Below are 24,471 nucleotides of genomic sequence, written 5' to 3'. Positions count from 1 at the left end.
CATTAGCCCAAATGAAGCGGCTAATAAGCCGCCAAATCTCGTGCCTTAGCCCTCCCAATTCTACCGCCCGGTTGCCTCGGAACACGCTTCTACCCCCTAGCACATCCAACAACAATCTGTTAAACAATCTATAGAGGCTAAATGCTTTTACCCGCTGAATCTTGCTCCTCCGGCAGTTTTAGCAACATTCCGTCTGGATGCTTCGTCAGCCTTTTGAGTAAGCACTTGGGCGAATTGCTACATGCTGTCCCGTGTATTTATGGGTGTTCACTGAGACTTTAAGCGAATCAGCGCGATCTTTAGCAAGTCTTCAAGGGTTTCCCCGAGAGAACTGCACTCTACCTTCATGCTCTTGGGCCGATAATTGTAGAAGAGGTGCATGCTCTCACTTTGAGATATACGCCCGGCGGTCAACCTAACGAGTGATGCCGAATGAGCTACTGCTTAAATCCTGCCTGTCCAAAACCAGAGAACTTGACTCATACTGAGCTGTGTCAGGCCTGTGGCTCCAAGCTGCTGTTGCGCGATCGCTATCGGGTGGTGCAGTCCCTTGGGCATGGCGGATTTGGAGCCACGTTTCTAGCCAAGGATGAATCGCTTCCCGGCAGTCCTTACTGCGTAATCAAGCAGCTTCGTCCAGTCGCCTCCTCCCCCCATGTGTTGCAAATGGCACGGGAGCTATTCCGCCGAGAAGCCAAAACGCTGGGTAAAATCGGCAACCATCCCCAGGTGCCTCGCCTGCTCGACTACTTCGAGGCAAACCAAGAATTTTACCTGATTCAGGAATACATTAGCGGCTCCACCCTCCAGCAAGAGGTGAAGCAAAATGGCCCCTTCAGCGAAGCCGGGGTCAAGCAGTTTCTCAGCGAAGTGCTGCCGATGTTGCAGTACGTGCATTCTCAGCAGGTGATTCATCGCGACATCAAGCCCGCCAACCTGATTCGTCGCACTCAAGACAAAAAGCTGGTGCTGATCGACTTCGGCGCGGTGAAAGATCAGGTCAACCCTGTGCGAGCAGGTGCAACGGAGCAAACTGCCCTGACGGCCTACGCCATTGGCACTCCTGGCTATGCCCCGCCAGAGCAAATGGCCATGCGCCCCGTCTATGCCAGCGATATCTACGCGCTGGGCGTTACCTGCATTTACCTGCTGACGGGCAAAGCGCCGAAGGACATGGACTACGACCCGACCACGGGTGAGATTCTGTGGCGCGAACAGGTTCACATCAGCGAACACTTTGCGGGCGTGTTGGAAAAGATGCTGGAGGTTTCCGTTCGCCATCGCTATCAGAACGCGGGGGAAGTGCTGCGGGCGCTGGATCTAGAGCCATACCTCGACAGCCTAGCCCAGAGCATGGTGAAGCCTGCACGCCCTTCTGCCCGTCAGCCGGAGATCTCTCCTCATCACCACACGCCCTCTGGTGACCTCAGCGGCAATCTCTTTCCCTCTTCGCCCTCTGCCCGCATGGCGGCCGCGATTCGCGCACGGCAATCCAAGTCTGTAGGAGATTCCGGCGGTTCGCCCTACACGGGAGGACAGCGCCGCACCGCCATCCAAAAACCCGCCTCTGTCAGTACGGTCGAGCGTGGTCGGGGCGCGTCGGGCGGCAGCAGCGGCAACTCTGGCGGACATCCGGCGCTGCTGCCTAAGCTACGGGCGGATGAATTGCTGAACGACTACGCCAAGGGTAAGCGCGACTTTACCTCTCGCGACCTGAGCCTGCTGAACCTGTCTAAGGTCGCGCTCACAGGGGCAAACTTTCACCAGTCCAAACTGCATAAGGCGAACCTTCAGGGCGCAAACCTGTTTAATGCTGATTTTGGTCGAGCCAGTCTGAATCAGGCGATTCTGAAAAATGCAAACTTGGCGCGGGCCTATCTTAGCCATGCGGATTTGCAGGGAGCAGACCTGCGGGGGGCAGATCTGAGCTATGCCTATCTAAGCCACGCCAACCTGCGGGGGGCAAACCTCTGCGGCGCAGACCTGACCGGAGCCAAGATTAGCGACGAACAACTAGCGCTAGCGCGAACCAACTGGGCAACAGTTCACCCCAGCGGCAAACGAGGGCTATGGTAGATAGGCGGGGCTATCACGCCCGCTGAGTTTTACCTGAACAATTGCCAGGGTGGTGAATAGCCATGACAGATCGGTTGCGGGAGCGGGGCGAGAAGCTGAAGGAGCGTGATCCAGAAGCCTATGCTCGGCTGGTGGCAGAATCAAAAGCGCCCTATCGGGGGCTGCGGCAGTTTGTCTATCTAGCATTTGGTGCATCCGGGCTAATCGGTGCGTTCATTTTTGCCACGCAGCTTGCGGCCGGGCGGGGCGACGGCGACACACTGCCCAATCTGGCGCTGCAACTGGGGCTGGTGGCGCTGATGGTGTGGCTCTTTCGGCTGGAACAGAAGGCGGCCGCCCGTCGGCGGGGATAACGGATTTAACGACGCTGTGCGGTTCGCTATTGAGATTGAGATGCGCTGCTACCCTGTGGGCAAGTCGAATAGCACCGTGGTCATGTAGCGCTCTGCCCAGTCTTCGCCAAAGGCCTTTTCTAGGACGCGGCGGGTTTTGTCGTTTTGCTGCTGCTGGGTGCAGTAGTGCTGCTGTCCCGCCAGAATTTCAGACTGTTTTTCGGGGGTGGCGGGAGTGGCGATCGCCCGTTCACAGTGAATCTTTAGGTACGCTTCGACGCGATCGAGAAACTGCTGCTGTTCATCCTCCGACTCTGGGCGGATAAACAGACAATAGCTGGAAAAAATCGTGCCCCAGGTGGGGAAACTGCGCGTCTGCGAAAACTGGAGCGGCGGCAGAGATTCCAATTCGCCCACGTAGCTGCCGGGCAGGCTGCGATCGCCCCGCACGGGCGACAAATCGGCGATCGCCATGCTTACCTGGCCGCGCCCGCCTACTAAATCTGCGCCAAACATGGGCAAATCATAGTCCGGCCGGGGAAACATAACACAGTGCAGGATATCCAGCCCAGTGCCCAGCTTTGCCAGTTCTAAATGCAGCTTGCGAAACTGCGGCGTTTGGTAGCAGTGATTTTCAATCACTAGGCGTTCGCCCTCCAGTCGTCCTTCTACGTAGCCTAGGTCTTCGGGCAGGTGATAGGGCGACAAGTCCAGATGGGTTTGCCATATAGCCTCGATTCGATCCGCCAGAGCGCGAATCAGGGGATGCTGCTGTTGGCGGATTGAGTCGGACTGGGAAGCGGACGACGAAACGGAAAAAGACATGGTGTTAAATCGTGAGTACGGGTGTCGAGAGGCGGCTCTAGCGATAGGCTTGAAGTTAGGCTGTTGCTTTATGATTCCGCAGAGCAAACTGTGCAGTGGTGCTACGACGATAGGCAGCACGTCTAGTGCAGTCAGTGCGCTAGACGAACATTCATAACCCTCAACCTTTGTATTATGTCAGGTCAGATACTCGGCGATCGCTACGAAGTGGAACAGCAACTCGGCAAAAAGTCTGGCCGCTGGACGCTGCTAGCCCGCGATCTAATGACCCAGGAACCCGTCATCCTCAAGGTCGTCTTTATCGACGAAAACCTTGGCCCCGACGATCTCAAGCTGTTTACCCGCGAGGCCGATGCACTGCAAGTGCTGGCCCACCCTGCCACGCCGCGCTACCTGGGCTACTTTGAAATCGACCTGCCTCGCGGCGGCAAGGCCCTGGCGCTGATCCAGAGTTACTTGCCGGGAACCTCGCTCGATAAATACCTCAAAGCCAAGCGCACCCTCAGCGAAGCCGAAGCCAAACAGGTTGCGCGGAAGGCACTGGAAATTTTGCAATATCTGCACGCACAGCAGCCGCCCATTGTGCATCGGGACATCAAGCCCAGCAACGTGCTGCTGTCGGACGATGAAGGGGCGATCGCCACTCAGGTCAGTTTGGTCGATTTTGGCTCGGTAAAATCCCTCACGCCCGCCGACGGAACGACCTTTAGCATTGTGGGCACCGAAGGCTACATCGCGCCAGAGCAAATTGGTCGCCGCGCCATGACCGCCTCCGATCTCTACAGCCTTGGTATGACGCTGGTTGCAGGTTTAACCGGAATAGAACCGATGAATCTGCCCCACCGAGGATTTCGCATCGATCTGGATCAATGCCTCCAGTGCAGCTCCGACTTTGCCACCTGGCTGAAGCAAATGACCGATCCAGACGTGACCCAGCGATTTCGCAACGCCGATGCGGCTCTGGCGGCTCTGCCCACGGGGTAGAGGGGAGGGGATTTTAGATTTTGGATTGGGGATTTTGGATTTTGGATTGGGGATGAACTTCTACTCCTAATCCACATAGCCCAGCCACAGCAAGCACATTAGCGCCAGCAGCGACCCAATTGAAAAGACCCCCATGCCGCCTGTAAAGCTCAGAAAACGGCGGGTGTTGATAGGTCGTTTGCGATAGAGCCAGAATGCAGCCAGCCACGCCGCCCCGCTGGCGATAAAAATCGGTAGATGGCTCCACGCCAGGTTATTGTCAATCGGAAGTCCCAGAAAACTTAGCAAGTAGCCAATGCCTACGGACTGCGCCAGCAGGCTAAACAGGGACACCCCCGCTAGCAGGCTCACGATCAGCCGCATCACTGGGCCAAAGGGGAAATAGAGTAACGCCGCTGTGCTGATCCAGGTGCCAATGCCAGTGGCGATCGCCAGCCCATGGGTCAGCCATTGCCACTGATTGTCGGAAATGCCGAACCCCCTCAGCGTTTCCAGCAAAACTCGCCCAAAATAGTTAGCCACCAGCAGCGCCATCCCCATGCCGCAGGCAAAGCTGGCAATGCCCTTGGCCCAGCGCCCCGGACTGCGCCACGCCCCTAGCGCCACCAGCACCCCACCCACCAGCGACAGCCCCAACCCCAGCCCAATCAGCCCCAACTCCCGCAGGGACATCAGCAGGTTAATACCCCAATATTGCCACCGCAGCCCGTCTAGCTGCGCCGCACCCAGCCCCAGATCGCCCTGCAAGGCATAGCGATATTGCAACCCGCGTACATAGTCCATTCCCGCTCCGTGGCAAGAGACGATTCGCCCTGCATAGCTTGCGCCGCAGTCCCCCAGTTCAGTAGGAAATGCTGGGCTATAGCGCCAGGTCAGGTCGAGCGGCTGTTCGGCCAGAGCAGCGCTGCACTGCCACTGGGCCGCACCTTGGGTGCAGTCAAAAATGCGGTTGGGCAGATGGATCGGCCGGCCGGCGCTGGGCTGAATCTCGATGCTGGCAAAGGGCGTGTGGGCCAGCGTAGGCGATTCGCTAATCAGCAGCGCGACCAGCGCCGCCGATAGAACGAGCCAGAGGGCGATCGCCCGCTTCAGCGAAAACCGGGGCATGGGGCATAGCTCCTTGAACGGGACGGTTGGACTCAAGAAGGAATACGGGCAGGTCTATCGATGCACCCGGATGAGCTAGAGTTCCGCTCGATCGCCGATCATAGCCTGCTTCTCATGTTTACCGTACAGGAGGTACGCCTTGTCAGAGAAGGATTAGTCAGAGCAGGATTAGTCAGAGAAGGATTACCGTTTCGCTGGTCAGAGCCGGAACTTTCCCCATTGCTGAGAGGTCTGGCTTTGAGTTCAAGACTCCGGGAACAGTTCCCACGATTTTCGAATGTGTTCTGGGGTAATGCCCTGCTGCCGGAGCGATCGCAGGCTACGGGCCCCGTCGCGTTTTGCCAGTCGCTTGCCTGCTGCATCGCGCACTAAGGGACAGTGATAGAACGCCGGAATTTCCCAGCCCAGTGTGCGATAGAGCAAAATCTGCTTGGCGGCGGAAAGCAGCAGGTCTTCGCCGCGCACCACTTCGGAAATCGCCATTGTGTGGTCGTCGGTCACGACGGCCAGGTCATAGCTGGGCAGCCCGTCTCGCCGCCACACCATGAAGTCGCCAAAGTCCTGCCCTGCAATGAAGCGCTGTGGGCCTAGATGTTCGTCTATAAAGGCGATCGCCTCGCCATCGGGCACGCGAAAGCGCCAGTTCATCTCGCCGGGTTCCGTCGCTGCTTCCCACGTTGCAGGACGCAATTCGACGGGAAAGATCACTTCGCGATCGCCCTCATGGGGCGCACGGAGCGCATTGGCCACATCTTTGCGAGAGTGGGGACTGGGATAAATCGCGCCGAGATGGTTCAACTGCTGCCAGGTTTGGTGGTAGAACGACTGGCGATCGCGCTGCCTGTAGGGCTGAAATGGGCCGCCTACGTCGGGCCCTTCTTGCCAGAAAAAGCCAAACCAGACCAAATCTTCCAGCAAATCGTCAGAATATTCGGGTTTGCAGCGATCGCGGTCGAGGTCTTCGATTCGCAAAACCAGCACGCCGCCATGCTGCACAGCCCGCTGCTGCGCCGTCCAAAATGTTTTGGCATGACCCAGGTGCAGGTGCCCGCTGGGTGTTGGCGCGAGTCGCCCGCGATAGGCATGGGTCAATGGCAACACCGCGAATGAATCATCCACTTCCAACTGCGTAAGTCCTAAAGGGAAATGGTAAACCCGAAGGCGCAATGTCCGCAGTGAATTCTCATGATGAATTCTCGTGACAAATTCTCCAGAATCAGCCTCACGTGGCCAGTAGGCGCATCTGCACTCGAACCGTTCCATTCTCCTGAAGCCGGAACTGGAACAACCGAGACTCCGCTGTGCCGCTCTTGGGTGGTGTTCCGCCTGGACCTTGTGGAAAGTCCAAGATGCATTCGTACTGATTCTCTGCACTTGGAACAGGACAGCCCAGCGTGTTTACAAAGGCTTCCAGGTTGTCCACAGGCATCCCAAAATTGACGTGGGCAATATATTCAATGTCTGTCGGAATGGGGCCGAGCAGCCCGCTAAAGTTCACTTCTGGCGTAACGCCGTGGGGTAGAGAAACACCAATCATGCGTTCTACCAAGTTGCGGGGCGATCGCCACGGGGCTGCTCCCATCATCCATCCCAGCAGCAGTACGCCCCCCAAAGCAAGCGTTCCGCAACCGATGGCAATCTTTTGAAGGCGGTTCATTCAGATTTCACCTCACGTATGGATTCTGAATAGTTCAGAACAGTTCTGTAGAGATGGCAGGAAAAGGATGGGCGATCGCCCTAATTCGATCTTCCTAAATAAACTCGCATGTCTGGATATTGCTCAAAAAAAGCGACCGTTTCCATAATTCTGCCAGCATAGCCGCCGCACTCCATCTGCAATCGCTGCTCTAGCTCGGCATTGTCCTGAGACAGGTGCAAGAAAAAGCCGCTGGGCTGCTCATTTTCACCCATAGAAAAATAGACAAAGGGACAGGAGCGGGCAATCACCGCAGGGTCAGATTCGCGCTCGGCAATTTCACAAAAGGGAATTTGAGCAAAGGCAGACTCGTCGCAGGCGATCGCAGGCGTACTTGCAAACATCACCACAGCACAGGTCAGGAATAATTTGCCACGCAGCATGAGACTTAGATTCAGAAAATTCTGGGGTAAAGCCGTTAAAGACTCAGGATATCCAGATTCAGCATCCTGATCTGACACGTCCAATATGGCATACCCCGATCGGTCACTGACAATGCGCGAATCGTCCCCTACCCAGAACTTCATAAAAGATTTAATCAGGCCATGAGGATAACAACGTTTCTAGTTGAGTGCGTAGCGGTTCCAGTTCTGAGATAGCTGTTTTCCAAATGGTTTCTTGGCGGATTTCGTCATAACGGTGAATCAGGATATTGCGTAATCCAATAACTCTGCGCCAGCCAATTTCGGGATGGGCTTGTCGAAATTCGTTCGATAGTCTGCGGGCGGCTTCTCCTAAGATTTCAAGCTGTCTTTCTACCGCGCTTTGGACAAGAATATTATCCAAATAAGCCTCATACAGCATTTTTGAAGCTAGTGAGGCACACGGATGGTCAATAAGCCCTTGCCTTGTGAGGGCAGCGTGTGCCTCACCCCGCAAGAAAATGCTGTAGGTTAGGCTTGCAGTAAATTCCTGAACTCGGCGAATAGCGCTGACCCTATCCCATAGCGACCCGACATCGCGGTTATTTGCTTGCATAAATCACCTGATGGGTTCGCAAAATTTCATGCCGTCGATAGGGATTTTTCAGCCTTTCTTTATCGGTTATGTCCACTTTTCTTCTGAATAGGTCTTCAAGTTCATCTTTCATATCCACCCAGTCAAATAAGCTCCAACCTGGGCTGGGGGCAAAGGTCACAAGTGCGTCAATATCGCTGTCAGAGCGGAAGTCGTCTCGCAACACGGAACCGAAGAGGGCAAATTCGATGATTTTCCAGCGATGGCAAAACTCAGCAATCTGCTCAAGAGAGGCCGGGATGCGTTGATTTAGTGGGGGGGCAAGTTGAGAAACCATCATTCAACCTCTAGTTCAATATTTTTAGTTCAATATTTCAAATTCAATCTCTCAAATTCAATATTTCAAACCATAAGGATTGCATTTCGCTCAGATGCTTGCCTTCTATCACTCGATTATGCGGCATGGCTTTGGAGAGGATCTGGGGGCTAGAGGGACTGGGAGGAGCCAGTGGGCAATTCAAATGCGATCGCCCCTGCTGGTAGGATGAAGGCTAGTAGCAAATCTAAACAAAACCTAAAGCAGTCATGACTCACTTCCCCGATCCGGCCCCTGCCCACGGCGGGACGTTGATTAACCGAATCTGCACGCCAGAGCAGCGGCAAGAGTTTTTGGATAAAGCCGACTTTTTGCCCCGGCTCCGGCTCGATGAGCGGGCCGTGTCAGATTTGGAGCTAATCGCGATCGGCGGCTTTAGCCCCCTGACGGGCTTCATGGAGCAGGCAGACTATCAGCGCGTGGTCGATGAAATGCACCTGGCCAATGGGCTGCCGTGGTCGATCCCAATCACGCTGTCGGTGACGGAAGAAGAAGCCACGCCGCTGAAAGAGGGGATGCTGGTGCGGCTGGATGACTCTCTGGGGCGGTTTGTTGGCGTGCTGCAACTGACGCAAAAGTACACCTACGACAAGGTTCACGAGGCGCTGCATGTCTATCGCACCAATGAAGAAAAGCATCCCGGTGTAAAGGTGGTTTATCGCCAGGGGCCGGTGAACCTGGCCGGCCCGGTGTGGCTGCTTCAGCGCGATGCCCATCCGCGTTTTCCCACCTATCAAATCGACCCGGCCGAGTCGCGGGCGCTGTTTCGAGATAAGGGCTGGAAAACGATCGTCGGCTTCCAGACCCGCAACCCCATCCACCGGGCCCACGAATACATTATCAAATGCGCGATGGAAGTGGTGGACGGGCTGTTTTTGCATCCCCTGGTGGGCGCAACCAAAGAGGACGACATTCCAGCCGACGTGCGGATGAACTGCTACGAGATCATGCTGGAAAACTACTTCCCGAAGGATCGAGTGATTCTGGCGATCAACCCGGCTGCAATGCGCTATGCCGGCCCTAGAGAGGCGATTTTCCACGCGCTGGTGCGAAAAAACTATGGCTGTACACACTTCATCGTGGGGCGCGATCATGCGGGCGTGGGCGACTATTACGGAACCTACGACGCGCAGTATATTTTCGACGAATTTGACCCGCTAGCGCTGGGCATCACGCCGCTGAAGTTTGAACACGCTTTCTACTGCACCCGCACCAACCAGATGGCGACCACCAAAACCAGCCCCAGCACCCCCGAAGAACGAATTCACCTGTCGGGGACGAAGGTGCGGGAAATGCTGCGAAACGGACAACTGCCACCGCCAGAGTTTTCTCGTCCGCTGGTGGCGGCTGAACTGGCGCGGGCAATGCAGATTCCGCAGCCGTCGTTTGAGATTTAGGGTTGGGTGGGTTTGGGTAGTTGGCGGGGCGAGTTGGCGGGGCGATCGCCCGGATACCGTGCTGCCCCCTCAGCAGCGATAGGATGAGAGTAGACCCCCAATCCATACGCGAGAGGATCTGAAGGAAATGGCCATTTTTCGTCAATACATTGCGCCGCTGCTGGTGGTGTTGATGTTTGTGCTGGCGCTGGTGGTAGTGAGCGCCCGCATCTTTTTGCCCGAAGACATGGCTGCGCCCGCGCCGATTGAAGCAGGGGAACAAGTTGGGCTGGGTCATTCCGACAATCTGACTGCCCTAGAAACGGCTTCCTCGCTGGATGTGCTGATTCATGGGCTGCCGGATGAAGCGGCGATCGCCCCAGCAAGCTAAGCAGTTGCAACCCGTTCTAGTAACCCGTGATTGACACTGCCGACTTGTGCCCCGGATACCTGATCTACCGCAGCACAGGAATTGAGCAAGCGCTGCTGGTTAAGTTTATGCAGCACACCTACCGCGAACTGTTTCCTGGCGAAGGGTTCGACCATCTCGCGCACACCGTCGAGCAATATTTCTCTGGCGACACGCCGCTGTGGTGGGTTCGTTCTCATGCAGATAGGGGCCTGCGAATTCCTGATCCGGTGGCTTGTTTGTGGATGGGCAGTGCAGTGGATCAGGTGCGGGGCGATCGCCATGCTCATATTTTCTTGCTCTACGTTGCACCAGAGCATCGCCGCCGGGGAATTGGCACGGCCCTGATGCGGCAAGCCGAAGATTGGGCCAGGCTGAGGGGCGATCGCCAGATGGGGCTGCATGTGTTCTGCCAAAACCAGCCTGCCCAACGGCTATACGAATCACTGGGCTTTGTGCCACAGTCGATCTGGATGGTCAAGCCGCTCGACCGCTAGGCAGCGGGAAGGGTTGAGGTAGAGGGGCAGATTTGGGATTTTAGATTTGAGATTTGAGATTTGGGGCTTCGGTTGCGGGTGGAAGCATCAAGAGCGCTATGCGAGACTGATGTAGGTCAATTGGCGATCCAAAGTCATCCATCCAAAATCCAAAATCGATCCTGTCCAGATTCGTTTAGCGATCCAAAATCTAAAATCCAGAATCTAAAATCCAAAATCGATTCTGCCCAAATTCGTTGAACGCTTGACTCAAAAGGAGAACACCCCATGACCCCCACCGAAATTAACTGCGCCGAAGCGTGTAAAAACGGCTGCGTTCTGGGCGATCGCTGTCCCAATCAGGAATATCGCAACCAGGCATCGCAGTTTATCGAAACCACGTCGCTGGATAAGATGCTGGAAATGGCAGAGGAAGCGCTGCGCCGCAAAGCGATGGAGCCGCCCAAGTGGGTATTTCCAGAAGATGGAATCGGCCCGGATGTTGAGTAAGATACCTGGCATTGATGGGGACAGCCTGCGGAGGCACTGTGGTTAACCGTCCGAGCATTGATTCAGGCGATTTTGACGATGAAGCGGTTGACGATGAAGCGTTTGACGACCTAGAGCCAGCGTCCCAAGGCATTGATGCAGCCGTCGATGTAACCGCCGATGTAGCCGATCTGGAGCTAGTGGTGGATGCGGGAATCGATGGGGGCGATCGCCTCGATCGCTATCTCGCGGCGCACCTGCCTGACCTGTCTCGCGCCCGCCTGCAAAAGCTGATCGAGCAAGGACAGGTGTGCGTTAACGGAGTTCCCTGTACCTCTAAAAAGGCAGAGGTGCAGATGGGCGATCGCCTCACTGTGTCTATTCCGCCTTCCGAGCCGATGACGCTCCAAGCCGAAGCTATTCCCCTCGACATCCTGTTTGAAGACGCACACCTGATTATTGTGAATAAGCCCGTGGGTCTGGTGGTGCATCCTGCGCCGGGCCACACCACGGGGACGCTGGTGAATGCGCTACTGGCACACTGTCCCGACCTAGCGGGCATTGGCGGGGTGCAGCGACCCGGCATCGTGCATCGGCTGGATAAAGACACCAGTGGGGCGCTGGCGATCGCCAAGACCGATCAGGCGCATCAGCGTTTGCAGGCTCAGTTCAAAACCAAAACCGCCCGACGCACCTATCTAGCGGTGGTCTACGGTGCGCCCAAGTCAGAGTCGGGCACGGTAGATGCGCCCATCGGTCGCCACCCAATCGATCGCAAAAAAATGGCGATCGTGCCGGAAGAGCGCGGCGGGCGACGAGCCGTGACCCACTGGCAGGTCATCGAGCGCCTCGGCAACTACACGCTGATGCAATTTGACCTGGAAACGGGGCGCACGCACCAGATCCGTGTCCACAGCGCCCACTTGGGGCATCCGGTGGTAGGCGACTCGGTCTACAGCGGCGGCAAATCCGTCGGCGTGAACTTGCCGGGGCAGGCACTCCATGCCTGGAAGCTGCGGCTGCAACACCCGATTTCTGAGAAAGAGATTGAGGCGATCGCCCCGCCGCCGGACTCTTTTTCGACGCTTTTGCGCGTTTTGCGGCAGCGTTTTGTGTGACAAATCTCAAATTAGCGAAGGACTTGTTTACATTGCTTAAAATTATGAGTGGACTCAGACCGCCCTCAGAGAGTATTTATACCTTTGTCCAGGCAAAGGTTTCCAGAATTCTTAAGAGAATCTAAAATTCCAAACCCTGCTTCTATGAGGAACTGGCAGGGGCGGAAATGTAAACAAATATGCCGAAAATGATTTGCAGAAACATGCCAAAAAGCCTTACCTGTCAAGGCTTAGCGGGAATATCTGAGCGGTTCTATACAATTTAATAACTTGTAACAAGTAAATGGGTTAACCGCATTGTATAAAGAGATTCGGAAGGGTACAAACCACAGACAGAGTACGACAATTCGCTGGTTTGCCAGGTTCTAAACCTTCTCATCTAACTGTGAAGTTTTTCTCAGATTTATGAGAAGCACCTTGCGTCCGGGAAGATGAGTCCAGCGGCTAAGCTGTTCTCTCTCATCTGTGGGAGCCATTCCACGCTGTATGTGTCGCTGTGTTAACCCAGCACTGCGATTCGTCAGCAACAGTGAAGACTGGGCTACCTTTCATCCAGTTTTTAAGACCGAACTCAACCAAAACGATTAGGAGATTGAGTCCATGTTAGATGCTTTCGCTAAAGTCGTTTCCCAGGCTGACACGAAGGGAGAGTTTCTGAGCAGCGCCCAACTCGACGCTCTGAGCAACGTGGTCAAGGATGGTAGCAAGCGTCTGGATGCCGTTAACCGCATGACCAGCAACGCTTCCACTATCGTTGCAAACGCCGCTCGCTCTCTGTTTGAAGAGCAGCCCCAGCTGATCCAGCCCGGTGGAAATGCTTACACCAACCGTCGGATGGCTGCTTGCCTGCGCGACATGGAAATCATCCTGCGCTACGTGACCTACGCAACTCTGGCGGGTGATTCCAGTGTTCTGGATGACCGCTGCCTGAACGGCTTGCGCGAAACCTATCAAGCGCTGGGCGTGCCCGGTGGCTCTGTGGCTGCTGGTGTTGCCAAAATGAAGGACGCTGCGATCGCCATCGTTAATGACCCCAACGGCATCACCAAGGGTGATTGCTCTGCGCTGGTGTCTGAAATCGCTAGCTACTTCGATCGCGCTGCTGCTGCGGTTGCGTAATTTGGCTTTGGTGATGGGCCACCGCTGTCCTGTGCAGCCTCAGGCTCTAGCCTAAGTTCTCGGCTTTATGCCGACGGTTTTCAAAATACTCAAGGACAACTTTAGGTTTTTTAGGGAGATATCTCGACTATGAAGACCCCGATTACTGAAGCGATCGCCGCAGCAGATACCCAAGGCCGTTTCCTTAGCAACACCGAGCTGCAAGCTGTCAACGGTCGCTTTGAGCGTGCCGCTGCCAGCATGGAAGCTGCTCGTGCGCTGACCAACAACGCTCAGCAACTGATCGACGGTGCTGCTAATGCCGTGTATCAGAAGTTCCCTTACACCACCCAGATGCAGGGCGCAAACTTTGCTTCCGATTCTCGCGGCAAGTCCAAGTGCGCTCGTGACATCGGCTACTACCTGCGGATCATCACCTACTCGTTGGTTGCAGGTGGCACCGGTCCTCTGGATGAGTACCTGATCGCTGGTCTGGATGAAATCAACCGCACCTTCGATCTGTCTCCCAGCTGGTACGTGGAAGCTCTGAAGTACATCAAGGCTAACCACGGTCTGTCGGGTCAGGCTGCGAACGAAGCGAACACCTACATCGACTACGCAATCAACGCCCTGAGCTAGTTGATTGTGCTTGCCCGGAAAGGTAAGCAATTGCTGGTTCACAACTGGCAGGGGTTTACCTTTCCGGGCATTGTTATATCTGTAGGCGAGGTCTGGTTTGCGATATCTGAGCTAATCTCTGCGGTGGATTGTCGCTGCCAGCAATATTCACGCCGATCTTTGATTTTGATTGAAGATCTGAAGCTCTGTTGAGGATCTGTGTTTTATTTCGACGCGCTTGTGGCAAGAGCGGAGTGGTCTAGGAGCGCAAGTTGTCAGGAACAGCAAAGTCTAGCTTTGTGAAGCGTTTCGACTTTTGTTCTTGGTTTTCGTTTCAGCTTTATCAAGTTGATTCTCTGCGCTGGACGCTGAAGATCAAGCATCCTCTAGTCACAAGGGCTTTTTCAATACCGAGTGTCAGCTTTAGGAGGAGGGATTTGAGATGAGCGGTCTAGTTGCGGCAGATCGATTGGGTATTTCTGCTTTTTCGCCGAGCGATCGCGTAGAGCTGCGTCCAAGCTGGACAGAAGACGATGTGCAAGCTGTGATTTGGGCGGCCTATCGTCAAGTGCTGGGGAATGATCACCTGATGGCAAGCGAGCGCCTGACCAGTGCAGAGTCGCTTTTGCGGCAGGGGCAAATCAGCGTCCGCGATTTTGTGCGGGCGATCGCCCAGTCTGAGCTATACAAGGAAAAGTTTTTCTATTCCAATCCCCAGATTCGATTCATCGAACTGAACTACAAGCATCTGTTGGGTCGCGCACCCTACGATGAGTCCGAGATCGCCTTCCATGTTGACCTGTATAACCAGCAGGGCTACGAGGCAGAGATCAACTCCTACCTCGACTCGGCAGAATATCAGGAAAGCTTTGGCGATTCGGTCGTGCCGTCCTATCGCGGGTTCAACTCGCAGCGGGGGCAAAAGACCGTCGGCTTTACGCGCATGTTTCGGCTGTATCGGGGCTATGCCAACAGCGATCGCGCTCAGTATGGCAAAAACCGCCCCCGGCTGACGCAGGAAGTGGCTCGCAACCTGCCCATGCCCATCCAGCCGCCTTCGACGGGTCGCGTCAGCGAGTTTGTCGGAACGGGAGCCGGGTTGGTGGGTGCCGCAGCGGGCGATCGCGACCAGCTCTATCGAGTCCGCTATACCCAGTCCGCTGCCAGCGGCCGGGCCCCCCTGCGGCTCAGCAATCGTGACCTGCTCGTTTCCTACGATCAGCTTTCCACACGCCTCCAGCAGATCAATCGCGCTGGCGGCCGGGTGCTTAGCATCAGCGCCGTCTAAGGGTTCAGGGTAGCCTCAAGAATCGCCCGCTACCCGTTTGAGTTCCGGTTTCTAGTGGTTGGGGTTTGGGGTCAGCTTCAAGCGCCAACCGCTTCCAAGCCATTCGCAAACACGAAGGAGAGATCGACCGTGCCAGTTACCGCAGCAGCATCCCGTTTGGGAACATCTCCGTATGACGGAGCGCCCCGGGTAGAACTCCGCCCCAATTACACCAAAGAGGATGTCGAAAACGTCATCCGCGCCGTCTATCGGCAGGTGTTGGGCAACGACTACCTGATGAAGTCCGAACGACTCACCAGCGCCGAATCGCTCCTCCGCGACGGCAATATCAGCGTTCGTGAATTTGTCCGCGCCGTTGCCAAGTCTGACCTGTACAAGCAGAAGTTCCTCTACGGCAACTTCCAGACCCGCGTGATCGAGCTGAACTACAAGCACCTGCTGGGTCGTGCGCCCTACGACGAGTCGGAAGTGATCTTCCACCTGGATCTTTACGAAACTCAGGGCTTTGATGCGGATATCGACTCCTACATCGACTCCGAGGAGTATCAGTCCAACTTCGGCGAAAGCATCGTGCCCTACTATCGCGGCTTTGAGTATTATGCCGGGGCCCGCACGGTCGCCTTTAACCGCATGTTCCGTCTCTATCGCGGCTATGCCAATAGCGATCGCTCTCAGGCGGAGGGGCGCGTCTCTCATCTCGCCCGTGACCTAGCCCAAAACAAGCCGACCTCCATCGTCAGTCCCTCTGGGGTTGGCAGCTTTGCCTTCTTCCGTGCTTCGGATGACGTGGCTCCCAGCAAGTGCCTGGGCGGCTCTGTGGGCGAAAGCGCCCGCGTCTATCGCATCGAAGTCGCAGGTCTGCGGAACGGCGGCTCTGGCGTTGGCTATCCCAAGCTGCGCCGCAGCAGCACCGCCTACCTCGTGCCCTACGATCAGCTCTCTGCCCGGATGCAGCAAATCCAGCGCCAGGGCGGCCGGATCGTCAGCGTGTCGCTGGCAAGCGCTAACTAGGTTTCAGGAATCAGAGGTTGGGGGTTCGGGCTTGAGCCTTTAACAGGCTTCTAGGCTTTAGGTTCGGCCTAAGCGCTCTGACCTCTGATCCCTCCCTTTGCCCTCTAAAACAATGGAGAACAGAGTATGTACGGTCAAACTGCTGTAGGAAGTGCCGCAAATTCGCCTTCGGGGGCGCGGATGTTTCGTTATGAAGTGGTGGGTCTGCGCCAAAGCCAGGAGACAGACAAGAACAATTATGCGATTCGCAACAGCGGCAGCGTCTTTTTCACGGTTCCCTACAACCGCATGAACGAAGAGATGCAGCGCATCCTGCGGATGGGCGGCAAGATTGTCAAGATCGAACCGCTAACGAGCGACTCGTAAGCACGCGATCGCCCCTTTGGACGGAACGCGACCCCCCAGGTTCAGGAATGCTTGACGGAACATCGGAGACGCAGTTTGAGGAATCGACCGCTGTATCGGAAGCCGCTGGCGCAGAAACGCTGACGGTGGAGCAGGCGATCGCCAATCTTGCTCACCCCGACACCAGCCTGCGCTATTACGCGGCCTGGTGGTTGGGGAAATTTCGCGTGTCTGATCCGGCGGCCGTGGATGCGCTGATTGCAGCGCTGCGCGACGAGTCTGACCGGACGGAACTGGGCGGCTATCCGCTGCGGCGGAATGCGGCCCGGGCGCTGGGCAAGCTGGGCGATCGCCGTGCCGTTCCGGGGTTGACCGAGTGCCTTGGCTGTGAAGACTTCTACGTGCGCGAGTCAGCGGCACAATCGCTAGGGATGCTGGGCGATTCGTCCTGCGTGCCCGCGCTGTTGGGGCTGCTGGCGGGCGGCGTGGCGGCCGCGGTGAAGGTGCCGGGGCGGCCCCATCTGGCGCAGCCCTACGAAGCCATCCTGGAAGCGCTGGGTGCGCTGGGTGCTGTGGAAGCGGTTGATGTGATTCGACCGTTTGCGGAGCATCCGATTCAGCGTGTGCAATATTCCGCTGTGCGGGCGCTGTACCAGCTTACAGAAGAGGCCGCCTATGGCGATCGCCTGGTGGCCGCGCTGCAAAGCGATGACATTAACCTGCGCCGCGTCGCCCTGTCTGACCTGGGCGCTGTGGGCTATCTCCCCGCCGCCGAGGCGATCGCCACCGCCGCCACCGAAAATAGCTTCAAGCTCTTTTCCCTCAAAGGATTGCTAGAACGCGCCGTCCGTCAGTCGCCCGATACCCTCAGCGCCGATGCTATTCGGGTAATAACGCTGATGGACGGGATGCTGTAGGCAGGTTGTAAAAGGAGAGCGGGAGGGGGAGAAAACACCCCATCGCTCCTACACCCCATCGCTCCCACACCCCATCACCCCAACACCCCATCACCCATCCACCCCTCCCCCATGCCCACTCCCCTCGCCACCCTCATCGCCGACATCGACCAGGCCGATTCGCCGGAACGGTTGATCGCGGCGGTGCAGGCGCTAGCGGCGGCACGCCTGGAGGAAGGGATTCCGACGCTGATTCGCTCGCTGGGGTTCAACAATCCCGGTGCGGCGGTGATGGCGGTGAAAGGGCTGGTGCAGATGGGCGAAGCGGCGGTGATGCCCCTGCTGACGCTGCTGGACGACTACAACTACGGCGCGCGGGCCTACGCAATTCGGGCGCTGGCGGCGATCGCCGATCCGCGAGCGTTGGACGTGCTGCTGTCGGCCGCCGAGACAGACTTTGCCCCCAGCGTGCGCCGCGCTGCTGCCAGGGGCTTGGGGCAACTGCACTGGCTAAAGCTGGCGGAGCCTGAGCGGGCGATCGCCCAATCCCGCACCTACGACACGCTGGTTCGCATTCTGGAGGATGCCGACTGGTCAATCCGCTATGCGGCGATCGCCGGTCTGCACGCCCTGGGACAATCCGCCTCGGCGTTGCAGCCCCAGATTGTCGAGACGCTGCAAGCACTTCAAGACTCGGATACTGCCGTGCAGGCGCGCATTCGGTGGGCGATCGCCACGCTGCAATCTCCACCGCCTGTTCCCGATAGCTTTCCTGAAAGAGAAGGGCGGGCGATCGCCCCTTAACCCCCAATCCCTAATCCCTAATCCCTAATCACCATGTCAATTCCCCTGCTCGAAATCACACCCAAAACCCAGAACCAGCGCGTGCCCGGCTACGACGTTCCAGATGAAGATGACGCTCGGATCTATCGCCTGACGGATGCCACCTCCGACACCGATGTCAACAACATCATTTGGGCCTGCTACCGCCAGATTTTTAGTGAGCATCTGATTCTGGAAAGCTATCGGCAGGCGTTTTTGGAATCGCAACTGCGGAACCGCGCGATTTCTGTGCGCGAGTTTATTCGGGGGTTGGGCAAGTCGGAAGTCTATCGAGAGCAAATCGCCGAACTCAACTCCAACTATCGAGTCGTCGAGCTGACGGTGCAGCGCTTTTTGGGTCGCCCCTCCTACGGCAAAAAGGAGCAAATCGCCTGGTCGATTGTGATTGCCACGAAGGGTCTGCACGGCTTCATCGATGCGATCGTAGACAGCGACGAATATCGCTCTAACTTTGGCGACGACATCGTGCCCTACCAGCGCCGCCGCATGGAGGCACGACCGTTTAATCTGGTGAACCCGCGCTATAACGACTATTGGCGCGGCCGCCTGCTGGAGCGGGAAATGATGACCCGCTCTTACTACCAAGTGCGGCAGTATCAGGCGGGCGAACTCGACAAGAAAGTGGTGCGGCAAGCGATTCCAGCATCCTTCTTCATCATGGCAAAAGGCATCATCACGCCCCAGCTTACGCCCCAGCGCGATGTCGCCCGCTCCACCTCCAGCGCCATCAAGGTGCCCGACATGAGCCGCGAAGACAACGGCACCCCCAAGCCCACCGTTAAGCCCGTCGCCGCTCGGTTGCCCTACAGCTACATCCCGCCGCTGAAGAAGAACTAGGAGAGAGGGGTCAGGGATCAGGGGTCAGGAGTCAGGCAATGACTTGTTTTATTGACCCTCTCTCCCGTTCCGGCCCCTGACCTCCAACCCTTAATCCCTAATCCCTCAAAAAACATGAGCATTCCCCTTCTTGCATACAAGCCAGCTTCCCAAAACCAGCGCGTGCCCGGTTATGAAGTCGGCAACGAAGACACCCCCTACATCTATCGCCTGGAAGATGCGGCAGATAATTCCGACATCGAGCAACTGATCTGGGCGGCCTATCGCCAAGTGTTTAGCGAACACGTCATTCTCAAGAGCAGCCGTCAGAGCGACCTGGAGTCGCAGCTCAAGAACCGCTCGATCACTGTGCGCGACTTTGTGCGCGGGCTAGCCAAGTCGGAAACCTACCGCAAGCTGGTGGTGGAAACCAATTCCAACTATCGAATTGTGGACATTACGCTGAAGCGTCTGTTGGGCCGTGCCTCATACAACCAGGATGAGCAAATCGCCTGGTCGATTGTGATCGCCACCGAAGGCTTTGAGGGCTTTGTCGATCAATTGCTCGACAGCGACGAATACAGCACCAACTTTGGCGACAACACGGTTCCCTATCAGCGGCGGCGCTATCGCGATCGCCCCTTTAACCTGGTCACGCCGCGCTATGGCGACTACTGGCGCGATCGCCTGGAAGCCGAGCGCTACAAGTGGGGTGATATTCGCAACTTCCTCGACATGGCCAAGTCCGTGCAGCCAAAGCCAATGCAATTTACTTCGGTGTCTACGGCGAATATCAAAATTCCCGACATGAGCCGCAGCAGCACCCCAGCGGGCGTGCCCGTATCGATCAGTCCTTCGGCCAGCTTCCCTGTCCGCTAAAGGTCTGGACTTCAGGGGTTGGTGGTTTGTACGGGCTTTTGGGTATGGGCTTTTTGTGCAGGCTGCGGATCAACCACCAACACTTGAAATCCGGTTTTAAGATATGCGCTTTCTCGTTTTACACGTCCCGTCCTAACATTGTGACCTCTTGCATGAGAGCAACTGGGTTTAGTCAATTCAAAATATAATTCACGCTAGTTTTCTCGCTAGCTTCCTAAACGTTGACTAAGCTGCATTTCAGAACCGTTCGTTTTTTTGTCAGGAGTTTGTTCTTTTGTTTTAAAGCGTGTGTATTTTGGCTTACAGTTTTTTGGATAAAGGGCGATCGCCTGCTCACCGCATCCAATCCCTCCAGTTCCCTAAACCTGAACTAAAACACTGCTCGTTTTGATTCAAACCAGCGTAAATTCCTGATTCTCAACTCTGTGCAAGAAGTCTCTTCACCTTTCAGATATTGAAGGAGAAATCGAGATGACATTGCCTCTTTTAGACTACAAGCCAACCACCCAAAACCAGCGGGTTTCCAGCTTCGGCACGGTCGATACCAACGGCGATATTCTCTATGTCTATCGGCTCGAAGACTCTCGTGGTGCCGATGAAGTAGACGAGCTGATCAACGCCGCCTATCGCCAGGTGTTTAACGAGCAAGAGCAGCTTCGGTTTAACCGGCAAATTGCGCTGGAAACTCAGCTTCGCAATCACTCCATTTCCGTGCGAGACTTCATTCGGGGGCTGGCCAAGTCGGAGCGATTCTATCGGCTGGTGGTGGAGCCAAACAACAACTATCGCCTGGTGGAAATGTGCCTGAAGCGGCTCCTTGGTCGTGCGCCTTACAACAAAGACGAAGAAATCGCCTGGTCGATTGTGATTGCGACAAAAGGCTGGGGCGGGTTCGTAGATGCACTGGTTGACAGCGACGAATACACTCAGTCCTTTGGCGACAACGTGGTGCCCTACCAGCGCAAACGGATGGGCGATCGCCCCTTCAGCTTCACGCCGCGCTACGGAGCCGCCTACCGCGACAAGCTGCCGAAGCCCCGCCTCTATGTCCCTGTAGGTCGATTTGCCCTGAACTTTGACCAGCCCTTCGACCTGCAAACCTTCCTCAAAACGGCCAACTGGGGGCGTGTGTCGATTGTCGTGCTAGCGCTGGTGCTGATGCTGGCGGTGCTGGCGCTGGTGAGTTCGCTGCCCGGAGCCACCGGATAAGCTGGATTCCATTTGCAAAAAAGCTGATTGCAGATGGAGTCTAGGGGTTCAATCCACGGGATAATAAGCCAAAGACCATCGTTGAACTATCGTTAGAACCGCTGGCTTGAACCATTTCAGACGTTCCATAAAACTGAAGGGAGATACTTGAATGGCGTTGCCGTTGCTTGAATACAAACCAACCACTCAGAACCAACGGGTTCGCAGCTTTGGCGCTGCTGACCAGAACGAGGACACTCCGTACATCTATCGCCTCGAAGACGCTGCGGACGATTCCGATATGCAGCAAGTCATCTGGGCGGCCTATCGCCAGGTGTTTAGCGAACATCAGATCCTCAAATTCAACCGGCAGCCCGCGCTGGAATCTCAGCTCAAGAACCGTGTGATCACCGTGCGCGACTTTGTGCGCGGGCTGGCGCTGTCTGAGCGCTTCTATAGCCAGGTCGTCAGCGTGAACGACAACTATCGCTTGGTGGACATTACGCTGCGCCGCCTGCTGGGTCGCAAAGCCTACAACCAAGACGAAACCATTGCCTGGTCAATCGTCATCGCTACCAAGGGCTTCGACGGTTTTGTGGACGCGCTGCTAGACAGCGAGGAATATACCAACGCCTTTGGCGACTACACCGTGCCCTACCAGCGCAAGCGCATGGGCAACCGCGACGAGGGTCGTCCGTTTAACCTGGTCACGCCGCGCTACGGCGAAGAGTTTCGCGACAAAGTGGGAACCACCAAGACCGACTGGCGCTTTGTGGTGGAGAAGTTCTACAGCCGCAAGTTCCAGGAGCGGATGCTGTCCGAGGGCGACCCCCGCAAGTATCGCGACATGGCCGCCGCTGTGGGTGCCAAGGGCAACTATGCTCAAACGCTCCGCGCCAACGATATCGACTATTTGAACAAGGTGCCCTATCGCGGTCGCCGCTAGTGGGGTTCAGGGGTTAATGGTTCGGGATGAGTCGTGGGGCGATCGCCCTATTGAGCATTCCACATTCGCTCTAAATTCGCTCTAACAAACCTCATCAGCTTGCCAATATCGCCAGAGCGCGATCTCCAGAATCCGGTTTTGCAAGTCTTGAAGCTACTCACAGACAGCGCTGCCTAAAGCGTCGCCCAGCGAGTGGTTTTGGGACTTGCAAGGCCGGATTTAGTTTTTGCGCCTTTGCTTCAAGATTCCATCACCTCATCACTTCATCACGTCATGGCGCTAAGCCAGCCAGCCTGCGCGAGTCAGCGGCAAATTCCAGCAGGTCTCAGACTTTGGACGCAGCAGCGTTTGATAAAGCCCCATCTGATTCTGTTCAAAGCCGAGGGCAGAGCCAAGCAGATAGGCCCGCCAGAGTTGCAGATAGCGATAGGGGTGGCTTTGAGGCACATCGCTAAACATTGCGGGCGATCGCCCGTTATTTTCCTGGTTGCGCTTCAGCATCGCCTCACCCAGGAGGCGTTTTGCCTGAGCAGCAGCGTTTTGCAAATTGGCTTCCCAGCAGCGCAGGGTTTTGGCGTAGTGGAGTCGCCAGGCATCTACATCTACAACTTCCCAACCTGCTGCTTCGGCCGCCGCCAGCAGCGTCGAAATTTGTAGCAGCTCACCGTGGGGAAAGATGTAGCGGTTGATAAACCGTTCGCCCAGGCTGCTGCCGTTCCACTCGGTGCTGGCGGTGATGCTGTGATTGAGAAACAGACCACCGGGTTTGAGCGATCGCCCAATGCTCTGAAAATAAACGGGCAGGTTTCTGCGACCGACGTGTTCCACCATGCCCACAGATACGATCTTGTCAAACGTGGGCGTTTGAGGCAAATCGCGATAGTCCATGAGCTGCACCTGGAGGCGATCGCCCAAGCCCCGTTCCGCAATTTTCGCTTGGTTATAGTCGAACTGTTGCTGACTGAGCGTAATGCCAAAGCCGCGCACGCCGTAGCGCTCCACCGCCCAGCGCAGCAGCGCCCCCCAGCCACAGCCAATGTCCAGCAGCGTTTCCCCTGGCGACAGGCGCAGCTTGCGGCAGATCAGGTCTAGCTTTGCCTCTTGTGCTTGGGCGAGCGACATTTGCTCGGTTTCAAAATAGGCGCAAGAATAGACCATCTGTGGATCGAGCCAGAGCTGATAAAAATTGTTGCCCATGTCGTAGTGGTGATGGATAGCGGCTCGATCTTGCTCTGGGGTGTGGCGGGTCTTTTCAGGGAAAGGACTGGGCTGGAGTTTGAGGGAGGGCAGCGACAGGGCGGCGCGAGCGGCTTGCAGCGTAGCGAAGTTGAGCGGCATGGGCACTCGGCCCAACTGCTGCATTGCAATAACCAGTGTTTCCAAATCGCCCACAAAGTCACAGTCGCCGTTGAGATAGCCCTCCACTAGCACCAGCGGATCGTGGCGCATCAAGAGCGATCGCACGATGCCGGGATGCCGAATCTGGAGCGTCAGCGGCGGCGGATTGTTGGCATCGCAGTGAACCCAGAGTTGCTCGCGTCCCCAAAAATCTAAGCAAAGGGGCACAGATAGATGACTCAATGCTGCTTCTAGCCAGGTGCGGAGGGCAGGCGGCAGGGCGATCGCCCACTGGGGCGCGGCGGAAGCCTTAGACCGTTGCAATTCTGAAACAACCATCGGAGTGTCCTCCAGTTGAATCTGAGTCTAGTTATTCTAGGATAGTGTTTGCGTTAGGTAGGCTGCTTTGGCAGGTTCCGGGGCGCAACGCAACTTCAGGAGATGGGTTTCGGAAACGGGTTTCGAGGCTCTTCAAGGACTCCGGGAACTAAACTACAGGAACTGGTAGAGAAGCGTTTTACCAATCGAGTGCATGGCAGGACATAGTAAGTGGGCGAACATTAAGCGGCAAAAGGCTCGTGTGGATGCCGTCAAGGGCAAAACGTTCGCAAAAATTTCTCGACAAATTATTATCGCAGCGCGAAACGGCGTGCCTGATCCGGCGGGCAATTTTCATCTCCGCACGGCCATCGAAAATGCAAAGGCGGCAGGCATTCCCAATGACAACATCGAGCGGGCGATCGCCAAAGGATCGGGCAAGCTGGGCGGGCGACAACCCTGGGAAGCTATCCGCTACGAGGGCTATGGTCCCGGCGGCATCGCCATCCTAATCGAAAGCGCTGACCGACGCAACCGCACTGCCCGCCCGACCCTGCGGGCTGCCTTCAGCAAACGCGGCGGCAACCTGGGGCGAGACGGGCTGCGTCGGCTGGATGTTTGAGCAAAAGGGCGTGGTGACGGGTGAAAGCGCCCGCCGCCTGCCAG

At 56.4% G+C, this 24,471-nt stretch carries 28 protein-coding genes; 20 read left to right on the top strand and 8 right to left on the bottom strand.

The window, feature by feature from the left end; all coding sequences use genetic code 11:
- Positions 1-474: 474 nt before the first annotated feature.
- Both O77CONTIG1_RS10665 and O77CONTIG1_RS10660 read left to right on the top strand, forming a co-directional pair.
- Positions 475-2,076 carry a serine/threonine-protein kinase gene (locus tag O77CONTIG1_RS10665; RefSeq protein ID WP_317134249.1) on the top strand — a complete coding sequence of 534 codons (1,602 nt, stop codon included), beginning with the start codon at positions 475-477 and terminating at the stop codon, positions 2,074-2,076.
- 62 nt (positions 2,077-2,138) lie between these two features.
- Positions 2,139-2,429 (top strand): DUF3493 domain-containing protein, encoded by a 291-nt coding sequence (locus O77CONTIG1_RS10660; RefSeq protein ID WP_068510435.1) that lies wholly within the window; start codon positions 2,139-2,141, stop codon positions 2,427-2,429.
- A 48-nt stretch (positions 2,430-2,477) separates the two neighbouring features.
- Here the strand turns inward: O77CONTIG1_RS10660 and O77CONTIG1_RS10655 are convergent, their stop codons facing one another.
- On the bottom strand, positions 2,478-3,233 hold the full coding sequence (locus O77CONTIG1_RS10655) for a phycocyanobilin:ferredoxin oxidoreductase (RefSeq protein ID WP_068510433.1): 756 nt from the start codon (positions 3,231-3,233) through the stop codon (positions 2,478-2,480).
- 174 nt (positions 3,234-3,407) lie between these two features.
- Here O77CONTIG1_RS10655 and O77CONTIG1_RS10650 point away from each other — a divergent pair, with 174 nt between their 5' ends.
- Complete coding sequence (locus tag O77CONTIG1_RS10650) at positions 3,408-4,217, top strand: serine/threonine protein kinase (protein WP_068510426.1); 810 nt, start codon at positions 3,408-3,410, stop codon at positions 4,215-4,217.
- Positions 4,218-4,283: 66 nt separating this feature from the next.
- Here O77CONTIG1_RS10650 and O77CONTIG1_RS10645 read toward each other — a convergent pair whose 3' ends face one another.
- From O77CONTIG1_RS10645 to O77CONTIG1_RS10620, 6 genes are all read right to left on the bottom strand, one after another.
- Positions 4,284-5,360, bottom strand: coding sequence for a hypothetical protein (locus tag O77CONTIG1_RS10645; protein ID WP_225894741.1), 1,077 nt, complete (start codon positions 5,358-5,360; stop codon positions 4,284-4,286).
- Positions 5,361-5,567: 207 nt separating this feature from the next.
- On the bottom strand, positions 5,568-6,443 hold the full coding sequence (locus O77CONTIG1_RS10640; protein ID WP_197673366.1) for a glutamate--tRNA ligase family protein: 876 nt from the start codon (positions 6,441-6,443) through the stop codon (positions 5,568-5,570).
- A 103-nt stretch (positions 6,444-6,546) separates the two neighbouring features.
- Positions 6,547-6,981, bottom strand: a complete 435-nt coding sequence (locus tag O77CONTIG1_RS10635; protein ID WP_068510421.1) for a hypothetical protein — start codon at positions 6,979-6,981, stop codon at positions 6,547-6,549.
- Positions 6,982-7,061: 80 nt separating this feature from the next.
- Positions 7,062-7,403: a hypothetical protein gene (locus tag O77CONTIG1_RS10630; RefSeq protein WP_068510420.1), complete on the bottom strand. Its 342-nt coding sequence runs from the start codon at positions 7,401-7,403 to the stop codon at positions 7,062-7,064.
- 151 nt (positions 7,404-7,554) lie between these two features.
- A complete protein-coding gene (locus tag O77CONTIG1_RS23480; protein WP_084782498.1) occupies positions 7,555-7,998 on the bottom strand; it encodes a DUF86 domain-containing protein in 444 nt (147 codons plus the stop codon).
- A complete protein-coding gene (locus O77CONTIG1_RS10620; protein ID WP_068510419.1) occupies positions 7,985-8,317 on the bottom strand; it encodes a nucleotidyltransferase family protein in 333 nt (110 codons plus the stop codon). Before O77CONTIG1_RS10620 ends, O77CONTIG1_RS23480 begins: the two co-directional genes overlap by 14 nt.
- Positions 8,318-8,562: 245 nt before the next feature.
- Here O77CONTIG1_RS10620 and sat point away from each other — a divergent pair, with 245 nt between their 5' ends.
- The 16 genes from sat (at position 8,563) to O77CONTIG1_RS10535 (ending at position 22,149) form a co-directional block, all read left to right on the top strand.
- Positions 8,563-9,750: a sulfate adenylyltransferase gene (gene sat / locus O77CONTIG1_RS10615; protein WP_068510418.1), complete on the top strand. Its 1,188-nt coding sequence runs from the start codon at positions 8,563-8,565 to the stop codon at positions 9,748-9,750.
- 127 nt (positions 9,751-9,877) lie between these two features.
- On the top strand, positions 9,878-10,120 hold the full coding sequence (locus O77CONTIG1_RS10610) for a hypothetical protein (RefSeq protein ID WP_068510417.1): 243 nt from the start codon (positions 9,878-9,880) through the stop codon (positions 10,118-10,120).
- 26 nt (positions 10,121-10,146) lie between these two features.
- Complete coding sequence (locus O77CONTIG1_RS10605; RefSeq protein WP_286132653.1) at positions 10,147-10,635, top strand: GNAT family N-acetyltransferase; 489 nt, start codon at positions 10,147-10,149, stop codon at positions 10,633-10,635.
- 267 nt (positions 10,636-10,902) lie between these two features.
- Positions 10,903-11,124, top strand: coding sequence for a hypothetical protein (locus tag O77CONTIG1_RS10600; protein ID WP_068510416.1), 222 nt, complete (start codon positions 10,903-10,905; stop codon positions 11,122-11,124).
- A gap of 38 nt (positions 11,125-11,162) precedes the next feature.
- A complete protein-coding gene (locus tag O77CONTIG1_RS10595) occupies positions 11,163-12,221 on the top strand; it encodes an RluA family pseudouridine synthase (RefSeq protein WP_317134248.1) in 1,059 nt (352 codons plus the stop codon).
- A gap of 600 nt (positions 12,222-12,821) precedes the next feature.
- On the top strand, positions 12,822-13,340 hold the full coding sequence (locus tag O77CONTIG1_RS10590) for a phycocyanin subunit beta (protein WP_068510414.1): 519 nt from the start codon (positions 12,822-12,824) through the stop codon (positions 13,338-13,340).
- Between the two features lie 129 nt (positions 13,341-13,469).
- Entirely contained in the window at positions 13,470-13,958 is a 489-nt protein-coding gene (gene cpcA / locus O77CONTIG1_RS10585; RefSeq protein WP_068510412.1) for a phycocyanin subunit alpha, read from the top strand.
- Between the two features lie 421 nt (positions 13,959-14,379).
- On the top strand, positions 14,380-15,225 hold the full coding sequence (locus O77CONTIG1_RS10575; protein WP_068510405.1) for a phycobilisome rod-core linker polypeptide: 846 nt from the start codon (positions 14,380-14,382) through the stop codon (positions 15,223-15,225).
- Between the two features lie 129 nt (positions 15,226-15,354).
- Positions 15,355-16,236, top strand: coding sequence for a phycobilisome linker polypeptide (locus O77CONTIG1_RS10570; protein WP_068510403.1), 882 nt, complete (start codon positions 15,355-15,357; stop codon positions 16,234-16,236).
- Positions 16,237-16,362: 126 nt separating this feature from the next.
- On the top strand, positions 16,363-16,602 hold the full coding sequence (locus O77CONTIG1_RS10565) for a phycobilisome linker polypeptide (protein WP_068510401.1): 240 nt from the start codon (positions 16,363-16,365) through the stop codon (positions 16,600-16,602).
- 47 nt (positions 16,603-16,649) lie between these two features.
- Positions 16,650-17,498, top strand: coding sequence for a HEAT repeat domain-containing protein (locus tag O77CONTIG1_RS10560; RefSeq protein ID WP_084782495.1), 849 nt, complete (start codon positions 16,650-16,652; stop codon positions 17,496-17,498).
- 111 nt (positions 17,499-17,609) lie between these two features.
- Positions 17,610-18,281, top strand: coding sequence for a HEAT repeat domain-containing protein (locus O77CONTIG1_RS10555; RefSeq protein ID WP_068510399.1), 672 nt, complete (start codon positions 17,610-17,612; stop codon positions 18,279-18,281).
- A gap of 33 nt (positions 18,282-18,314) precedes the next feature.
- On the top strand, positions 18,315-19,157 hold the full coding sequence (locus O77CONTIG1_RS10550; protein WP_068510398.1) for a phycobilisome rod-core linker polypeptide: 843 nt from the start codon (positions 18,315-18,317) through the stop codon (positions 19,155-19,157).
- Between the two features lie 114 nt (positions 19,158-19,271).
- Positions 19,272-20,015 (top strand): phycobilisome rod-core linker polypeptide, encoded by a 744-nt coding sequence (locus O77CONTIG1_RS10545; RefSeq protein WP_068510395.1) that lies wholly within the window; start codon positions 19,272-19,274, stop codon positions 20,013-20,015.
- 471 nt (positions 20,016-20,486) lie between these two features.
- Positions 20,487-21,224 carry a phycobilisome rod-core linker polypeptide gene (locus O77CONTIG1_RS10540; RefSeq protein WP_068510394.1) on the top strand — a complete coding sequence of 246 codons (738 nt, stop codon included), beginning with the start codon at positions 20,487-20,489 and terminating at the stop codon, positions 21,222-21,224.
- A 151-nt stretch (positions 21,225-21,375) separates the two neighbouring features.
- Complete coding sequence (locus O77CONTIG1_RS10535) at positions 21,376-22,149, top strand: phycobilisome rod-core linker polypeptide (protein WP_068510393.1); 774 nt, start codon at positions 21,376-21,378, stop codon at positions 22,147-22,149.
- Positions 22,150-22,428: 279 nt separating this feature from the next.
- Here the strand turns inward: O77CONTIG1_RS10535 and O77CONTIG1_RS10530 are convergent, their stop codons facing one another.
- Positions 22,429-23,826 (bottom strand): class I SAM-dependent methyltransferase, encoded by a 1,398-nt coding sequence (locus O77CONTIG1_RS10530; RefSeq protein ID WP_068510391.1) that lies wholly within the window; start codon positions 23,824-23,826, stop codon positions 22,429-22,431.
- Between the two features lie 193 nt (positions 23,827-24,019).
- Here O77CONTIG1_RS10530 and O77CONTIG1_RS27860 point away from each other — a divergent pair, with 193 nt between their 5' ends.
- Positions 24,020-24,427 (top strand): YebC/PmpR family DNA-binding transcriptional regulator, encoded by a 408-nt coding sequence (locus tag O77CONTIG1_RS27860; protein ID WP_317134247.1) that lies wholly within the window; start codon positions 24,020-24,022, stop codon positions 24,425-24,427.
- Positions 24,428-24,471 lie beyond the last annotated feature (44 nt).

The sequence above is a fragment of the Leptolyngbya sp. O-77 genome, assembly GCF_001548395.1.
GTDB lineage: Bacteria > Cyanobacteriota > Cyanobacteriia > Elainellales > Elainellaceae > Thermoleptolyngbya.
The sequence above is the reverse complement of the archived record's forward strand: the minus strand, read 5'-3'. Positions and strand labels throughout refer to the sequence as shown.